Origin of the sequence: Kangiella geojedonensis, from assembly GCF_000981765.1 — a bacterium.
GTDB classification, from domain to species: domain Bacteria; phylum Pseudomonadota; class Gammaproteobacteria; order Enterobacterales; family Kangiellaceae; genus Kangiella; species Kangiella geojedonensis.
This window is the reverse complement of record NZ_CP010975.1, coordinates 787198-802324: the sequence shown is the minus strand read 5'-3', so window position 1 is coordinate 802324 and position 15127 is coordinate 787198. Positions and strand designations below refer to the sequence as shown.

16 protein-coding genes are annotated in these 15127 nt (G+C 44.7%); 8 read left to right on the top strand and 8 right to left on the bottom strand.

The window, feature by feature from the left end:
• The first annotated feature begins 37 nt into the window (after window positions 1-37).
• The 3 genes from TQ33_RS03640 to TQ33_RS03630 all read left to right on the top strand — a co-directional run bounded on the left by TQ33_RS03640 (window position 38) and on the right by TQ33_RS03630 (window position 3521).
• Window positions 38-1051, top strand: a complete 1014-nt coding sequence (locus TQ33_RS03640) for an isoaspartyl peptidase/L-asparaginase family protein (RefSeq protein ID WP_046560859.1) — start codon at window positions 38-40, stop codon at window positions 1049-1051.
• Window positions 1052-1064: 13 nt separating this feature from the next.
• Entirely contained in the window at window positions 1065-1547 is a 483-nt protein-coding gene (locus TQ33_RS03635) for a hypothetical protein (protein WP_046560858.1), read from the top strand.
• A 249-nt stretch (window positions 1548-1796) separates the two neighbouring features.
• A complete protein-coding gene (locus TQ33_RS03630) occupies window positions 1797-3521 on the top strand; it encodes a GMC oxidoreductase (protein WP_046560857.1) in 1725 nt (574 codons plus the stop codon).
• Between the two features lie 113 nt (window positions 3522-3634).
• On the opposite strand, the gene TQ33_RS03625 is transcribed toward TQ33_RS03630, so the two are convergent.
• Entirely contained in the window at window positions 3635-4000 is a 366-nt protein-coding gene (locus TQ33_RS03625) for a hypothetical protein (protein WP_046560856.1), read from the bottom strand.
• 208 nt (window positions 4001-4208) lie between these two features.
• On the opposite strand from TQ33_RS03625, the gene TQ33_RS03620 reads away from it, so the two are divergent.
• Both TQ33_RS03620 and TQ33_RS03615 read left to right on the top strand, forming a co-directional pair.
• A complete protein-coding gene (locus tag TQ33_RS03620; RefSeq protein ID WP_144405944.1) occupies window positions 4209-4784 on the top strand; it encodes an SOUL family heme-binding protein in 576 nt (191 codons plus the stop codon).
• Between the two features lie 189 nt (window positions 4785-4973).
• Window positions 4974-6203 carry a hypothetical protein gene (locus tag TQ33_RS03615; protein ID WP_144405943.1) on the top strand — a complete coding sequence of 410 codons (1230 nt, stop codon included), beginning with the start codon at window positions 4974-4976 and terminating at the stop codon, window positions 6201-6203.
• A gap of 92 nt (window positions 6204-6295) precedes the next feature.
• On the opposite strand, the gene TQ33_RS11990 is transcribed toward TQ33_RS03615, so the two are convergent.
• The 4 genes from TQ33_RS11990 to TQ33_RS03590 form a co-directional block, all read right to left on the bottom strand.
• Window positions 6296-7336, bottom strand: coding sequence for an AbiTii domain-containing protein (locus TQ33_RS11990; RefSeq protein ID WP_218915785.1), 1041 nt, complete (start codon window positions 7334-7336; stop codon window positions 6296-6298).
• A gap of 170 nt (window positions 7337-7506) precedes the next feature.
• On the bottom strand, window positions 7507-7986 hold the full coding sequence (locus TQ33_RS03605; RefSeq protein WP_046560854.1) for a hypothetical protein: 480 nt from the start codon (window positions 7984-7986) through the stop codon (window positions 7507-7509).
• 949 nt (window positions 7987-8935) lie between these two features.
• Window positions 8936-9541: a peroxiredoxin gene (locus tag TQ33_RS03595; protein ID WP_046560852.1), complete on the bottom strand. Its 606-nt coding sequence runs from the start codon at window positions 9539-9541 to the stop codon at window positions 8936-8938.
• A 135-nt stretch (window positions 9542-9676) separates the two neighbouring features.
• The gene (locus TQ33_RS03590) at window positions 9677-10609 is read right to left on the bottom strand and encodes a LysR family transcriptional regulator (RefSeq protein WP_046560851.1); all 933 of its coding nucleotides are present in this window, start codon (window positions 10607-10609) and stop codon (window positions 9677-9679) included.
• A gap of 106 nt (window positions 10610-10715) precedes the next feature.
• Here TQ33_RS03590 and TQ33_RS03585 point away from each other — a divergent pair, with 106 nt between their 5' ends.
• The 3 genes from TQ33_RS03585 (at window position 10716) to bfr (ending at window position 12456) form a co-directional block, all read left to right on the top strand.
• Window positions 10716-11279, top strand: coding sequence for a flavodoxin family protein (locus TQ33_RS03585; protein WP_046560850.1), 564 nt, complete (start codon window positions 10716-10718; stop codon window positions 11277-11279).
• 230 nt (window positions 11280-11509) lie between these two features.
• The gene (locus TQ33_RS03580) at window positions 11510-11725 is read left to right on the top strand and encodes a (2Fe-2S)-binding protein (RefSeq protein WP_046560849.1); all 216 of its coding nucleotides are present in this window, start codon (window positions 11510-11512) and stop codon (window positions 11723-11725) included.
• Between the two features lie 251 nt (window positions 11726-11976).
• The gene (gene bfr / locus TQ33_RS03575) at window positions 11977-12456 is read left to right on the top strand and encodes a bacterioferritin (protein WP_046560848.1); all 480 of its coding nucleotides are present in this window, start codon (window positions 11977-11979) and stop codon (window positions 12454-12456) included.
• A gap of 69 nt (window positions 12457-12525) precedes the next feature.
• On the opposite strand, the gene TQ33_RS03570 is transcribed toward bfr, so the two are convergent.
• The 3 genes from TQ33_RS03570 to TQ33_RS03560 all read right to left on the bottom strand — a co-directional run bounded on the left by TQ33_RS03570 (window position 12526) and on the right by TQ33_RS03560 (window position 15110).
• Complete coding sequence (locus TQ33_RS03570; protein WP_046560847.1) at window positions 12526-13224, bottom strand: glycerophosphodiester phosphodiesterase; 699 nt, start codon at window positions 13222-13224, stop codon at window positions 12526-12528.
• 85 nt (window positions 13225-13309) lie between these two features.
• A complete protein-coding gene (locus tag TQ33_RS03565) occupies window positions 13310-14866 on the bottom strand; it encodes a PepSY-associated TM helix domain-containing protein (protein WP_046560846.1) in 1557 nt (518 codons plus the stop codon).
• Complete coding sequence (locus tag TQ33_RS03560) at window positions 14859-15110, bottom strand: hypothetical protein (RefSeq protein WP_144405942.1); 252 nt, start codon at window positions 15108-15110, stop codon at window positions 14859-14861. The genes TQ33_RS03565 and TQ33_RS03560 overlap by 8 nt, the downstream gene beginning before the upstream one ends.
• Window positions 15111-15127 lie beyond the last annotated feature (17 nt).

The window sequence follows — 15127 nt, the reverse complement described above, 5'->3', positions numbered from 1 at the left end:
CATAAAAACTTTAATAAAAAATTAAATGATGGCGACTATGACAAAACTACTTAAAACACTTACGTTGACCGCTCTCCTAGCAGCAAGCTTTAGCGCATTAGCCACAAAACCTGAGCGCCCTTATGGGCTCGTAATTCATGGTGGCGCGGGCACTATCCTTAAAAAGAACATGACGCCAGAAGCCGAAAAGGCTTACCGTGAGAAGCTGGATGAGGCGCTGGCAGCGGGATACAAAGTCCTAGAACAAGGCGGCAACAGTATCGACGCCGTTAAAGCCTCCATCGTCATCATGGAAGACTCGCCGTTGTTTAACGCTGGTAAAGGCGCGGTATTTACCCATGAAGGCGTTAACGAGCTGGATGCCTCGATTATGTACAGCGAAGACTTATCAGCAGGCGCTATAGCTGGCGTCAGTCATATCAAAAACCCTATTTTATTAGCAGATAAAGTTCGTACCGACTCGGTTCACGTTATGATGTCTCGCGAGGGAGCTGAGGAATTTGCTAAAGAACAAGGCTTTGAACTGGTCGACACAAAATACTTCTTCACTCAGCGCCGTTGGGATCAACTAGAAAAAGTCTTAAAACACACGCCAGAAAAGCCAGAGCTTTCTGAAGACGAAGCCAAAAACTCTAAGTTTGGTACGGTCGGCGCAGTAGCCCTCGACAAAGACGGTAACATCGCCGCAGCGACTTCAACTGGCGGCATGACCAACAAACGCTACGGCCGTATTGGTGACTCGCCAGTGATTGGTGCAGGCACTTACGCCGATAAAAACTGCGGTGTTTCTGCCACCGGCCACGGCGAATACTTTATCCGCGCCGCGGTGACCTACGATATTTGCGCTCGAGTTAAATACAAGCGCCAAGGCATACAAGAATCTGCTGACGAAGTGATTCATGACAAGTTAGTCGAGATGGGCGGTGACGGTGGCGTTATCGGCTTAGACGCAGGCGCCAACATCATGGCAAGTTTCAACACCGAAGGCATGTACCACGGCTGGAAAACCAGTAACGGCCAACAAGCCATCAAAATTTACAAAGGCGAATAAAGAGCAATTCACCATGGCGATTTCTCAAACATTAACTAAAAGTCTTATAACGATTCTAGCGCTAGGCGCATTGTACGGCTGCTCTGAAGACAAAAAACCGCAGAAGCAACCGACCAAAGAAACAACACAACAAGAACAGACCCAGACTGACCCAGATGTCAGTTCTGAGAGTTCTGAAACAACGGAACCTCAACCTGAAATAGTAGAAGAACCAACGGCTGGTACCACCGAAATCAAAAAAGGCTTATACGTCTACGACACCGACAAAGCCACCTTCACCGACTGTAGCAACAACCAAACCTACCCCGTCGCTCAGGAAGGCAACTACTACGAGCTGGAAGCAACCTACCTCGCGCTAAAAGACGAAGCGAAGCAAAAGCTTCTGTTTGAAGTCAAAGGTGAATACGACATGCGCGCACCGGATGAAGGCGACGACGTTGATATGCTGATACCTTCTCAACTGATTGGCGTTGTTCATAAAGACTCTTGCCAGTAGTCCTCGTTCGCTAAAACCACCACCAATTAAGGCTTATACGCTTTAATTGGTGGCTAAAACACTCGATTTAATACCCTTCTGCATTAGACTAATCCGAACAGTGAATTACTCTTTGTTTATCTTACTTTTCTGTTGCTATACTCAAAAAATCTAGTTTTCTGAAGGGATGCAGAAAACGATTCATACCCCCCTTCTAAAGCTAGCAAAATAATAATCATCAACACCATATAGCATAGAAGGAATCATCGAATGACGTTTAACTACAGTAAGTTTTTCAAAGGAGTCGATCCCGAGCCAGCAGGCGAAAGTCAGGGCTATCCCGTTCCCGGACCGCAAGGCGCCAGCGCCGACCAAATCGCGGGCAAGGCGTTTTTCGCGTCCAAGTGCGACTGGAAGTCCATCGTGAATCAAGTCTACGACTACATTGTTATCGGCACAGGTCCAACAGGCGTGGCCTTTATCGATCAAATCTACAAAGAAAACCCCAGCGCGAAAATTTTAGTGCTTGAACGTGGCGGCTTCTGGCTACCCGTGCACTACCAAATGCTTCCGGATGCTTTCGCCGCGACAACTGGCTCACCACCGACGACGTATCCTTGGTCACGCACCACTGAAATGGTCACCACAGCGCCAGAGTTCTTTCAGGCAGGCTACATTCCCGTGGTTGGCGGTCGTTCAACTTACTGGAGTGCATGGAGTCCTTCGCCGACTCCAGACTTAATGCGTGACTGGCCGCAATCCCTAGTCGATACCACGCTGGAGCCTGAGTTCTGGCCGCGAGCAAAAGAATTTCTACACGTCACCTCGATGGACAAAATTAACGATGGCGTCTACGCCAACCTACAAGCTCAGCTCGATCAAAATATTGCGAAGAACTTCAAAGACTTTGTGCCCTCGGCTGAAAACGCCTATCCCGCGCCCATCGCCGTGGACAATTCTGAGTGGAAAACCGTTAAATTTTATAAGTATTCAACCGTAGGCACGCTACTCAATATTCATCAGCGCCAGCAGCAACTCGCTAAAGAAGGCAAAGGCACCGAGCTTACCATCGTTGACCAGTGTGTGGTGCAAGAACTGCTACACGACGACAAAGGCACCGTCATCGCTATTGACACTGATCGCGGCACGCTTAACGTATCCAGCGCCCAAATCATTCTTGCCATGGGCGCGATTCCGCCAGCAACCCTGCTCATGAACTCTTTCGGCGACCAACTCCCGAACGCAGGCCAACGCTACACTGGCCACTTCATGTCCCACGTCACCGCCCGAGTTAAACGCTCCGCCTATAAAAACCTCTCGGACTTAGAAATCGGTGCCGTGTATCTCGACGGCAAAGACGACTCGGGATACCAGTATCACGTCCAAGCCAGCGTCTTCGCCGAAAGCAACCCTGAGCAAGACAAAGTCACCACCGCTCGCGAATGCCCCGATGCCGCCGCCGCACCCACCATGCAGCAACTTATCGGCTCGGAAGACTACGTCGTCTTTGTCTGCGCAACCTTGGGGGAAATAAGCGAAAAGAATAGCGACAACTGGATCAAGCTCAACAAAGGCAAAGACCCAACCACCAACATCTCGCTGCAATTAATTCTCGGCAATGAAGAAAAAGCCCTATGGGATCAACTTGACACCGCCACCTACCAAACCATCGCAGCGTTAGCGACGTCTGACGACACTACACCGGAGATCGAATACTGGATCGACACCCCAGATAGCAAAGGCTATTGGACCACGGACAAACCACCCGTCGACCAAATCCGCCTCAACATCATCGTCCATGAAGCCTCACAAATCTGGGCAGGCGAAGATCCCGAAAGCTCTGTGGTTGGTTTAGACTACCGCCCACACGGCGTGAACAACGTCTATGTTACCGGCGCAGGAATATTCCCCACCTCAGGCTCCTGGAACCCAACCCTTACCATGTGCGGCTTCGCTCAAGACTTAGCGGTTAAGCTTTCTAACAAACAGATTTAGAAAAGTCAGCGCCCACAAAAAAAGCCCCAAGCTTAAACTTGGGGCTTACAAACTCACATAGGTTCTATCATCTAAAAATAAATGTACTCTGACCCTATTTATTCCACTATGACTCAACGAAAATACGCCAACAAGACCAATATATTGATAAAGGCATAGACCGAGAAGATTAACGTTGCTGACTTAAAAGTAGCTTTATTTGTGGATTGCGACTTACCTTTTAGACCCAAGATAAACATTATTGCCAGTATGATGAGGCTGACAAGAATAAACACTAATGTCGCCCCTTTAACTGGAAGGGTCACAACAAATGGCATATCTTCCATAAAGCCTGCTATAGGATCAATCACGCCAGAGCCACCGTAGTGATAGCCGAAGTTTTGAAGGCCAATCCATGTATTTACGTTGATTAGCATTACCACGAAACAAATAATGCTGGTTACGAGAAACACCACGTTTAATCGATTTTTATTGTTCACTATTTTCCCCCAAAGTTATTTATGGTTATTGATTGATGCTTTCAGCATGACGTTTAAAGTTATTCAATATACCTAAAAAGCTCATCGAATATACTATGCCCTAACATGTTTGCCAAAACTATTGCAACATAGCATAGCTGTATGCTCACAAAAATTTCACCACCGAGAGTCTATTTTCTGTACTGTGATAAATAACTCGGATACCAAAGTGAATACAAACGTGAAGTACATGCTAGCTTTCTTTGCCCTCGTCAGCTGGAAAGTTAATGCCACAGAAGAGCCTGAATATAAGGTGTTATCGAAGCAAGGAACCATCGAAGTTAGAGAATATAGCAATATCAACCTAGCCTCTGTGTACGTTAAAAGTACTGTTGAAGATGCAGGAAGTGTCGGTTTTAAGCCTTTGGCAAACTATATTTTTGGTGGTAATGCTAACAATAAAGAAATGAGCATGACGGCTCCAGTGCTTGAAAGCAACATGACCGACAGCCTTAATAAAGTGAGCTTTGTCATGCCTAAAGCAGTAAGTAAGAGCGATCTACCAAAGCCCAATGACGAACGCGTCATCCTTGAGCAAATCAAGAAAGACACATTTTTAGCGATAACATTTTCAGGCCGTTGGACAGAGCGTAACTGGCAAAACTATCAAGAAAAGCTATCCGCATACGCAAACAATGAGAAGATTAGTATCGCTCCACCCTTTATAAGAGCCAAGTACAACACTCCTTGGTCTATACCCTTTATGCGTAAAAACGAAGTGCTAGTGAAGATTACCAATCAATAAATCTTCTACTAGCCTTAACTAAGTTAGCACCAGTGTGAAACATAAAATAAAGCAATACCGTGACAACAAATTTACTTTATTTAACAAAAAATGTGATCCTAGCTGTAGATACTGATCGCTAAATCACGCAACCTTAGCCCTGTTCGTCGCAGCTTTCCGTAAAATCAATACATAGGGGGCCAACTATCTATGTACATGTTATGTCGCTCAGGGCTTGTATTAATCTTATTGTGCCTGCTAACGGTAATGACCGCCAAGGCCAAGCAACCAAAAACGTACCAGTTGCAATACCACGCCACCATTAATCCTGAGACTGAGCAGGCTGAGGTGCAAATTACCCTGCCCGACACCAAACTGATCAATAGTATTAATTTCCGCCTCGACGAAGAATTTCATAGCAAGGTTCAGGGCAATGGCGAGCTAGTGCTAAAAGATGGCCGAGCTATTTGGCAGCCACCGGAAAAAAACGCTCGCCTGAGTTACACAGTGAACCTGAATCATGAACGCTCCCCCGGCGAGTATGACTCTATCTATCAAAAAGATTTTGCCATATTCCGTGGCGACGACCTTATTCCGCCCGCCACGGTACGCACCAAGCCAGGTGCCCACAGTAAGGCGACCCTCACCTTTGAATTGCCTCAACATTGGAACAGCGTAAACAGTGGCTGGCCTGAAAAAGACGATCGACACTTTATTATTGATAATCCAGAACGCCGATTTGATCGCCCCACCGGATGGTTTATCGCGGGCAAACTTGGCACCCGCCGAGAGAATTTGAATGGCACTCACATCGCCATCAGCGCGCCTCAAAATATGGATGTAGAACGTATGGATTTAGTCAGCTTTATGCTGATGAATTGGCCGCAGCTTCGCGAATTGGTGGGTGAGTTACCCCCTAGAATACTGATTGTGACCGCACCCGATCCTATGTGGCGCGGTGGATTATCTGGCCCTAACTCACTATTTTTCCATGCCGACCGCCCCATGGTCAGTGAAAACGGTACTAGCACCTTGCTACACGAACTGTTCCACACCCTAACCGGTATTACCGATAAAGGTAACGACGACTGGGCGGTGGAAGGCTTGGCTGAATACTACTCGATTGAAATCCTTTACCGTAGCGGTGGTTTGAGCGAAGACAGACGAGAACGTGTTTTCGACTGGTTAGCTGACTGGAGTAAAGATATCACCAAACTACGCGGCCGCTCCTCAACAGGGCAACAAACCGCCCGCGCAGTCATTTTGCTGGAAGCATTGGCGCAAGAAATAAGCGACAAGACCAAGGGCGAAAAATCTCTGGATGACCTTACCCGAGCGCTCATTAAAGAAAAGCACATCGACCTCCCCATGATAAACGACATTGTAGAAGACCTTATCGGCACACCCGCCAACACCCTGGATTCACCACTATTGAAATAACACTCGCATATCTTTTACAGCTTAGGCCGCATTTTGGGGTTTTGGAATAATTGTACTCTGACCCCATTTATTTCGAATTTAGTTGAATTCATTTATTTAGCCTCGCGCTGCTCAACTTCGGCATTTAGTTGTAATATGTCGCCAATCACTAAATAAGTATAAATTACGTACCGATCAGCTTCATCCTGAGTTGAAATCACATCATGTGAACCCTTTTGTGCAGCCTGAAAAATTGAATCAAGTCGTTCACCAAGGTATTTCATATGGGAACCGACAATCTCCTCAAACCTTTTGGATGTTACGTTTTCTTCAACATATGCCATCAGTCGATTTATATAATTGTCTGCCCCAAGTTTAATTTCTTTCTTTTTACCATTAACTTCGATAGTTTTCGATTCTCTTGCCGGATAAAGCACATTAGCTGCATCTTGAAGAATACGTCTACAGCTATGAACGGCATTAGACCAATCTTCAGTATTTTCAGATCTTAGATTTTCGTATACAGCAGAAAACTTTTGCACAGAATCAGGGATAAGGTAACCAACCTTTTCATCAACTTTTGAGCGTATCCTTGAAAAGATATCATCTGAAATTGATGAATATTTAATCTCATAGTGCACTGAAGACACATATTCATAGATAAATGCTCTTCGCTTAGCAATGAATTTTGACTTATTGCTAATACTACGCCGTAATTCATTCCTCTCTATTTTATTGCCGGCCGGGGCTAAAACATATTGGCTTGGATTTGCCGAGGTTAACGATACATCAGCGTCTTTAGCCACAACCAAACTATCCTTTGCCGCCTGCAAGTCGAAGTGCAGCTGTTCAAGCGATTCAAGTGACGCTGTCTCGCGCACACCTTCATCGTCTTTGTGTATATTTATACGTCCAGCTGTTTTTGCAAGAGCCCAGGTTTCTGAATCAACTCCATTAGGTGTTGTTGGATACCCACTCACCTCATAAAGAAAGATTTTTTGGTGATCAAAATGACCTATTAAGCGGGCAAGCCGACTCGCCTTTAACGCAACATTACTTAATGATCTGGCACTCAGTTCAATATCGCTGATAATACTCTCACTTAGTGACAAGGCCTCTTTAAGGCCTTCCGAGGTCGCTAACATTTCATCCATCTATAATCCTATTTTTGAGATATAACACCGCCAACACGCGCGGCTTAATAATGGACACTAATTGGGGTCAGAGTATGATTTATTTCTACTTAAACCTACTCACTCCACTTAGAGCGACAATTGTACACTGCCCCCATTCATTCTTGTTGCGTCCTTGCTTGAGCGCCTTGTTATGTTCTAGGCCTAACCGTGGCCATATTAATAATTAGTGACTTTAATTCGGTTTTTGAAGGTTCTATTCCCAGAGCTGCGCAAAGAGTTGATAGCGCCTTAGCCATTTCCGTTCGAAACTTTTGCAAAGACATAAATATTTTGTACTGACCTTCTCTAGTTCTATCATCGTAGCTATAAATATTTGAAACTTCAGTTTTGGTGGCCTTGACTATAGTTTGAATTACTTTTTTTAGCTCAGGATCACTAGAGCATGTGGATAGCAATTTTCTGGAATTAGCCAATATATCTTCCATGCTAGAAATCACAGCTTGTTTTACTTCAAGGTCAAATTCAGCCCATAGAACAGCTCTAGTTTCGAGGTCTGCGATATAACCAGTAACTTCATTTTTAAATGGTGTTTTCGCCAAACCTTTCAAGGTCACACCAGTGATACTTAAAAATGAAGCAACAAGGCCTACCAGTTCTAGAAATGACAATTTGCACTCCTTACATTTAGAACATAACGCACTTAAGCGAATGGTTATATTGATTTTTCTTAAAGGCTGCGTACACGAGGCTGGACCTGCCGCTCATACAGACTCCACATGTCTTCGTTGGCACCTGTGGATAGGAAGATTTTTGAGTGTTGGCTGCAGAGATACCTCACTCGCTCTTCCGTAAGGTTGTTCCAGCTCGCAATTGTTCTTGTGCTACAAAAGCGATTCCCATCCTCATTCTTCGTATTCTCTAAAACCCATTCATAAACGCGCTTGCCTTCAAACCGATCACGAATCCACTCGTGTGCCATCCGGACTGAATATACAGTGATACCGGCTATCGCACCGCCAGCCGCACCGATCACAACCCCATCCCAAATTGACGACATTTAGAAAACCTTCCTAATCGATATAACATAAGAATACACGAATTGGATTATAACCCACCAATTTATAAAGCATTATTTTTACAATTCCAAAAAAGTGGTTAATACCCTAGCAAAGGCGGTTCTGAAATGCAGTATCGCTCGGAATTCCAATAAAGTGTGTATTAAATAGCGATTTTCCTTCAGCCCTATTCCTGTATTCTTAGTTTTGTTTATTTAGTGTTCAAGTAGAGATTACTGTAAGTTTTGGGAAGTGTCAAAAATTAGGACTTTATGGTTTTGCTTGGCCACATCCTTGATATTGGCTCCTGAATTTCGTCAGGCAGAATTTGTTCCTGACAAATTCTCTGCATTCCCTACATCCATGTAGGTCAGATGACAATCCTTGTTTTGTTGAGTCTACAAAAAAGCCCCGAGGCGTTAACCTCAGGGCTTCGAATTACGTAGGAAAATTGTTCAAATTCGAGGCGGTTGGTGATTTTTCAGCGGAGGCGACCATATCTAAGGTCGTTGAGCATGAAAAGTTATCAACCAACAATGAAGTTGGACAATTTAACCAGTAATTATAGTTTGTCAGCTGACTCAGATAAGTACTTCGCCACACCCTCTGGGCTCGCGTCCATACCTTTATCACCTTGGTTCCAGCCTGCTGGGCAAACTTCGCCGTGCTCTTCGTGGAACTGAAGCGCGTCGACCATGCGAATCATTTCGTCGACGTTACGGCCTAGTGGTAGGTCGTTTACAACTTGGTGACGTACGACGCCTTCTTTGTCGATTAGGAATGAACCACGGAATGCGACGCCTGCTTCTGGGTGCTCAACGTCGAACGCTTGGCAGATTTCGTGCTTAACATCAGCAACTAGCGTGTAGCCTACTTGGCCGATACCACCGTCGTTGATGGCTGTGTTACGCCATGCGTTGTGTGTGAAGTGTGAGTCGATAGAAACACCAACGACTTCTACGCCACGTTTTTTGAACTCTTCTAGACGGTGATCAAAAGCGATTAGCTCTGATGGACATACGAATGTGAAGTCTAGTGGGTAGAAGAATACAACAGTTGGTTTCCCTTTTGTTGCTTCACCGAAGTTATAGTCTTCAACGATGTCGCCATTACCTAATACTGCTGCTGCTGTGAAATCTGGTGCCTTACGGCCTACTAATACTCCCATTATTTCCTCCAAGAGTTTATGAATGTTTAAATTTGTGAACGTATTATACGCTTTTGTCCGGCGATGTCTTAAGCCTTTTCACAAAAGATTAATTTTAGCTATAACGTTATAGAGAATGCCTAATGTGCTTATTTATTAGGCAGTTATGGCTTCTTTTGTGCGCCTTACGCTATCACGCATGAGGCGTCTAAACCATCGATGAAGCGCCGTTTGGTGTTGGCGCTCATGCCAATACAGATATATGTCTAATAGCGGCATTTTCAAGGGCAGTTCTTTAATCACGAGGCCATATCGTTCGGCGTCTTTTTCGGCGACCAGTCGTGGCATGGCGAAGATTAAGTCAGTGCGACTACAGATATCGAGCGCGAGATGGAAGGTTGGTACAAATAAGGCCACGTTTCGAGTTAAGCCTTCTTTCGATAGCAACTTATCAATAATGCCCTGCCCTTTACCAGTCACGGTCACGAGGCCATGGCGCTGTTCGGCGTAGGTTTTCAGGTTAATGGCTTCGTTACTCAGGGGGTGGCTTTTAGCCATCACCATGACGAAGTCGTGACGCACCAGGTGATAATTATGGTATTTGGTGCTTTCGAGGGATTTATTTTCATCACCGATAAGAAAGTCGATTTCCCCTTCTTCCAGCAAGGTGACGGAGTCGGGACGATAACCAATCGAGCGCATGGTGACGTTGGGCGCTTCTTGTTGTAGGTCTTGCCATAGATTAGGCAGAAACAAGCTCACCTCGGAATCCATCGACATAATGGTCAGTTCGCCCTTGGCCAGCTCTGGCACAAACTCTTCAGGCTGCATCAGGCATATAAAGTCGGCGAGCCAACTTTTGAGCCTCGGTTGGATCTGCAAGGCTCTTTCGGTTAATTGATAGCCACTGCCTACGCGCACCAATAAAGGATCGTCGATCATGTCCCTAAGTCGCTGCAACGAGCGACTCACTGCCGGTTGGCTCATGTTTAAACGCACTGCCGCATTGGAGATGTGCTTTTCTTCTAAAATCACATCGAGCAGCAGTAACAGGTTAAGATCCATGTTCCTAAAATTCTCTATTTGCATAATAGCTATCCATTAAATTCATTTCATGCATAACTATAAACCCGATACATTAGCCCCATCAAGTGAATTTTTAGCGTGTTTGGCGCTAATAAAAGAGGATATTGTTATGAGCAACTCAATTGCCGTGGTTTACCACAGTGGTTACGGCCACACTAAAGTCATCGCCGAAGCGGTAGCGCAAGGCGTAGAAGAGTCGAATGCGAAGGTTCACCTCATCTCGGTGGACGATATCGATAATCACTGGGATGATCTGGCAGAAGCTAGTGCCATCATTTTCGGTAGCCCGACTTATATGGGTAGCGTGAGCGCTGACTTTAAAGGGTTTATGGATAAGTCGTCCAAGGTCTGGGCGGAGCAAGGCTGGAAAGATAAGCTTGCCGCAGGCTTTACCAACTCTGGCTCACAGAGTGGCGATAAGTTGAATACGCTGATTCAAATGTCGGTCTTCGCTGCCCAACATAGCATGCTTTGGGTTAGCTTAGGCTTAATGCCTGGTAACAATAGCAGCACTGCCTCACCACAAGATCTGAACCGTATTGGCAGCTATCTAGGCGCTATGGCGCAAAGCAATACGGATCAAGGCGCTGAAGAGACGCCTCCAAATTCCGACAAAGAAACTGCAAAGGAGCTAGGTCGTCGTGTGGCGAAGATAGCCGCTCGCTTTAAATAATCTATGACAGTTTTTTACCCCTTGCTCTACTCCTATGAGCGTTCCCCTTGGCCACTATAGTGGCCTTTTTTATGGACGCCCACCTTCTAACTTATTGAAATTTAAATGTCCCTGCTTGCGAATAACAACTAGCATCAAATAACAATACTAAAATTATTGACAATCATTCTCATTTGTAAGAAAATTTCATTTAGACAGTTAAGTAACATCTATTTTAATGGTTCCAGTCTATGTACGTTTGCCTTTGTAAAGCAGTAACAGACAAGCAGATTAAACAAGCAGCCTGTGAAGGCGCATGCTCTATGCGTTGCCTGAACAAGATGGGCGTGGCGACTCAATGCGGTAAATGTGCCCGTGATGCCAAGCAGATCTTACGCAGCACACGTGCTGAAATAGATATGCGACTTAACGCCGACTCTGGCAGAATCGCTATCCAAGCCGCTTAAATCAGCGGCTTTTTTGTATCGCTTACATTTATTATTTAATTTCTTAGTAGTTACCTCTACCCTATTTTCTACCCTGTAATAACTCCAATCTCTCCTAATTCCTGACTGAGAAACATCATCAAACAAGAATCTTTACTAATTGATAACGGTTCTAATTTTCATTGTATTTCAATCACTTAACTAACTTTCTTCTTGATAATCGCTGTCCGCCTTCCTACAATGAAAGGATAGTTAATGAATTGGAGAAAGCCATGAAAGGCGACGCAAAAGTTATTGAAATCTTAAATACCGCGCTAGGTAATGAGTTAGTTGCGATTAACCAGTACTTCTTACACGCCCGCATGTATAAAGACTGGGGCTTGAAAGAGCTGGCGGATCACGAGTACGAAGAGTCAATCGATGAAATGAAGCACGCCGATTGGTTAATTGAGCGTATTCTTTTCTTAGAGGGCTTACCAAACCTACAAGATCTTGGTCGTTTACGCATCGGCGAAAACACGCAAGAAATGCTCGAATGTGATTTAGCGTTAGAAATGGACGCAATTCCTGATCTAAAAGACGGCATCGAATACTGTGAAAAAGTCCGAGACTTTGTGAGTCGCGACTTGCTGCAAGAGATCTTGGAAAGCGAAGAAGAGCACGTTGATTGGTTAGAAACACAGCTCAACCTCATTGAGCGTATTGGTCTTCAGAATTACCAAGCTGAGAAGATGAAGAAAAACGGCAATTAAGTTCTTCATTCAAGATTCTATTTTAAAGGCGCTTTTTAGCGCCTTTTTTAGTCTCTTAATTTAGGATTGTCAGCTACGAATATAATCAATCACGCGATCAGGGTAATCGGTAAATACGCCATCTACTCCAAGAGTTCTAGAGTGATTGATCTTGTCTAAATCATTCACCGTATGAACATATACCTTCATGCCATTATTGTGCGCGTCATCAACTAGTGACTGATTGAGAATGGAATAGCTTGGATGAAAACTGTAAGCATCGATCTCATCGGCGAACTCCTGTGCAATAGTCGGGTATTCATCCGCGATCACACCAAGTCGAATCTCTGGGTCCAGTTCGTGCACCAAGGAAAGCTCTGAAAATAAGTAAGACGAGATAATAAACTGCTCTTTCTTAAACCGCTTCCTATCCAACATACGCACCAGCTTCATAACCAAGCTGGCAGTATCAAAGCCTTTAAGCTCGATATTGATAAAAGCCTGATTGCCGATTAATTCAACGACTTCTGCCAAAGTCGGAATCTGCTCACCCTTCCCTGCATCAAGCTTTCGTAATGCTTCGACAGAATGATTGAGCAGCTTACCTTCACCGTTAGTGGTGCGCTCAAGAGATTCATCATGAAAGACTAATAGCTCGCCATGAATGTTCTGCACATCAAACTCAAGACCATCTACCCCCAAACTCAGGGCTTTTTTGAATGACCGAAGCGTATTCTCAGGCTCTAAGCCCATAGCGCCACGATGACCTAAAACGTCGAAGTTTGGCATACACACTCTCTGACTGCGTGAGTTCCTTTAATGGTAACGCATCTTGCTGCCAGTGCATACTGAACAAGTTGCTAAGCTTTATTGGTTATTGAGTAGAGCCTTGTTGATTTGAACTAGGTTTAGCCTTATTAACCATGCTTCCAACCTTTTGACTGAATAACCAAGTCAGTCCTAACGTTAAGCATAAAACCATTAATAATACTTCGCCTTTAAATACCACAACAACTCCAGCGATTACTAAAATCCAGCCCGCTAAAGAAACACTGCTCAACCACTGAAACCTGTTACTGGCGACGGTATAGGTCACCGCGGCTAATGTGATAATGCCTAGGGTTGTATAGTCACCAGGGTTCATTAGCCCCGTAAAAATAACACCAAAAACCACGGCAATTGAAGCCGCTAAAATCACCGCTTGGCTTAATTGGGTCACGATCAGATCGCTTGTGGAGAAACCTTTGTCGCGTAGCCGTAGTGATTTAATTGTAATTCCTGTAACCATCACAAGCAGTAGCGCTAAGGTTAGGAACCAATAAATCAGTTTAAGCCAAGTGCCACCAAAACTGGCGAAATGTAAGCTCGGTAAGGCGCTGTACATGTAACCGCCAACGCCTTTATCGGTAAAATCAGTGACGAAGGTAATACCGCCATTAATCGCATCGTAAGTCACGTGTTGCTGAGTCAAAAAGCCATTCATTAATTCGCCTTCAAAAGTCACGCGCATCGCAGGATCGGCATAGTTATGAATTTCGATGGTGCTAATTTTATAACCTTCCCACTGTTGTTGCGCCAATTGATACAGCGAATCTAAGGATATAAAGTCAGCGACACCACCGACAGGTTTCGGCTGGGTTCCTAAAAAGTCGGCAAATAAGGCTTTGACGTCGCCACCATAAGCCGCCAACGCTAATACCAAGAGTACAATCGAGAATAGCCCTAGCAGAGCACCAGTAATCGACATGAGCCCACTAAAAACCAAGCTCCAGTTGCCGAGCAATTTATGTAAGTCCGTTGCAAAAATTTGACGACCTTTGTGCAATCTTAACTGATAAAAATTCTTACCAATGTTTTTGTGCGCGAGGAATCCCGTAAAAACCAAATACATCAGTAATAACCCCATTAACCCCACGAGGTACTTGCCAATGGAGCTCGGCAATAGCAGTTTTAGATGTAAGTCATACACGGTTTCACTGAAACTCGCTTGACTTGCATCCAGCGCCTCGCCCGAGGCAGGATCCATAAACAACATGTTTTCAACGCCATCGGTTTTGTTAAAAAACAGTACGAAATCGCCGTAGCGCTGCTTGTCGTGGATACTAAAATCCGAATACTTAAAGCCGTGTTCATTGCGCGCGATATCCACCAGTTCCTGTAAGCTTTTTCGCTGACTGCTTTTACTTTCTAAACCGTTATCCACGCCACTCTCAGCTGAGCTAGCCTCAAAACTCGTCTGCCCGAGTTCAAAGTGTGGAAACTGCCACTGCAACAACTCAGCTCGGAATAATGACCAAGCGCCAGTAATCACAATGACTAATAGCAAAGGCATAAAGAAGACGCCGACTTTGCGGTGGACTTTGGTAAAGCTTTTGGTATTGATACCAGCCTGTCTTTGCTTGTTATCTTTTTTGTTATTCTTGTTATCCATAATACAAACCCACCATGATCAAACCGCTTAAAGCCAATAACGTGATTAACTGATAAACCAGTACACGTTTCATGTTGTTCTTCTGCGTTACCCATACCGCTATTCCTAGCCAAATTGGCGCCACAAAGACCACCGTTAGCAACAATCGATTATGTAAGCTGACGGGCAAAAAAAGCACCATAATCATGCACAGTGCTATCGCCAGTAGAAACGCCATTAAAGTTGTGTTCAAGGTTCTTAACATAAACAGGTCTCGTATTT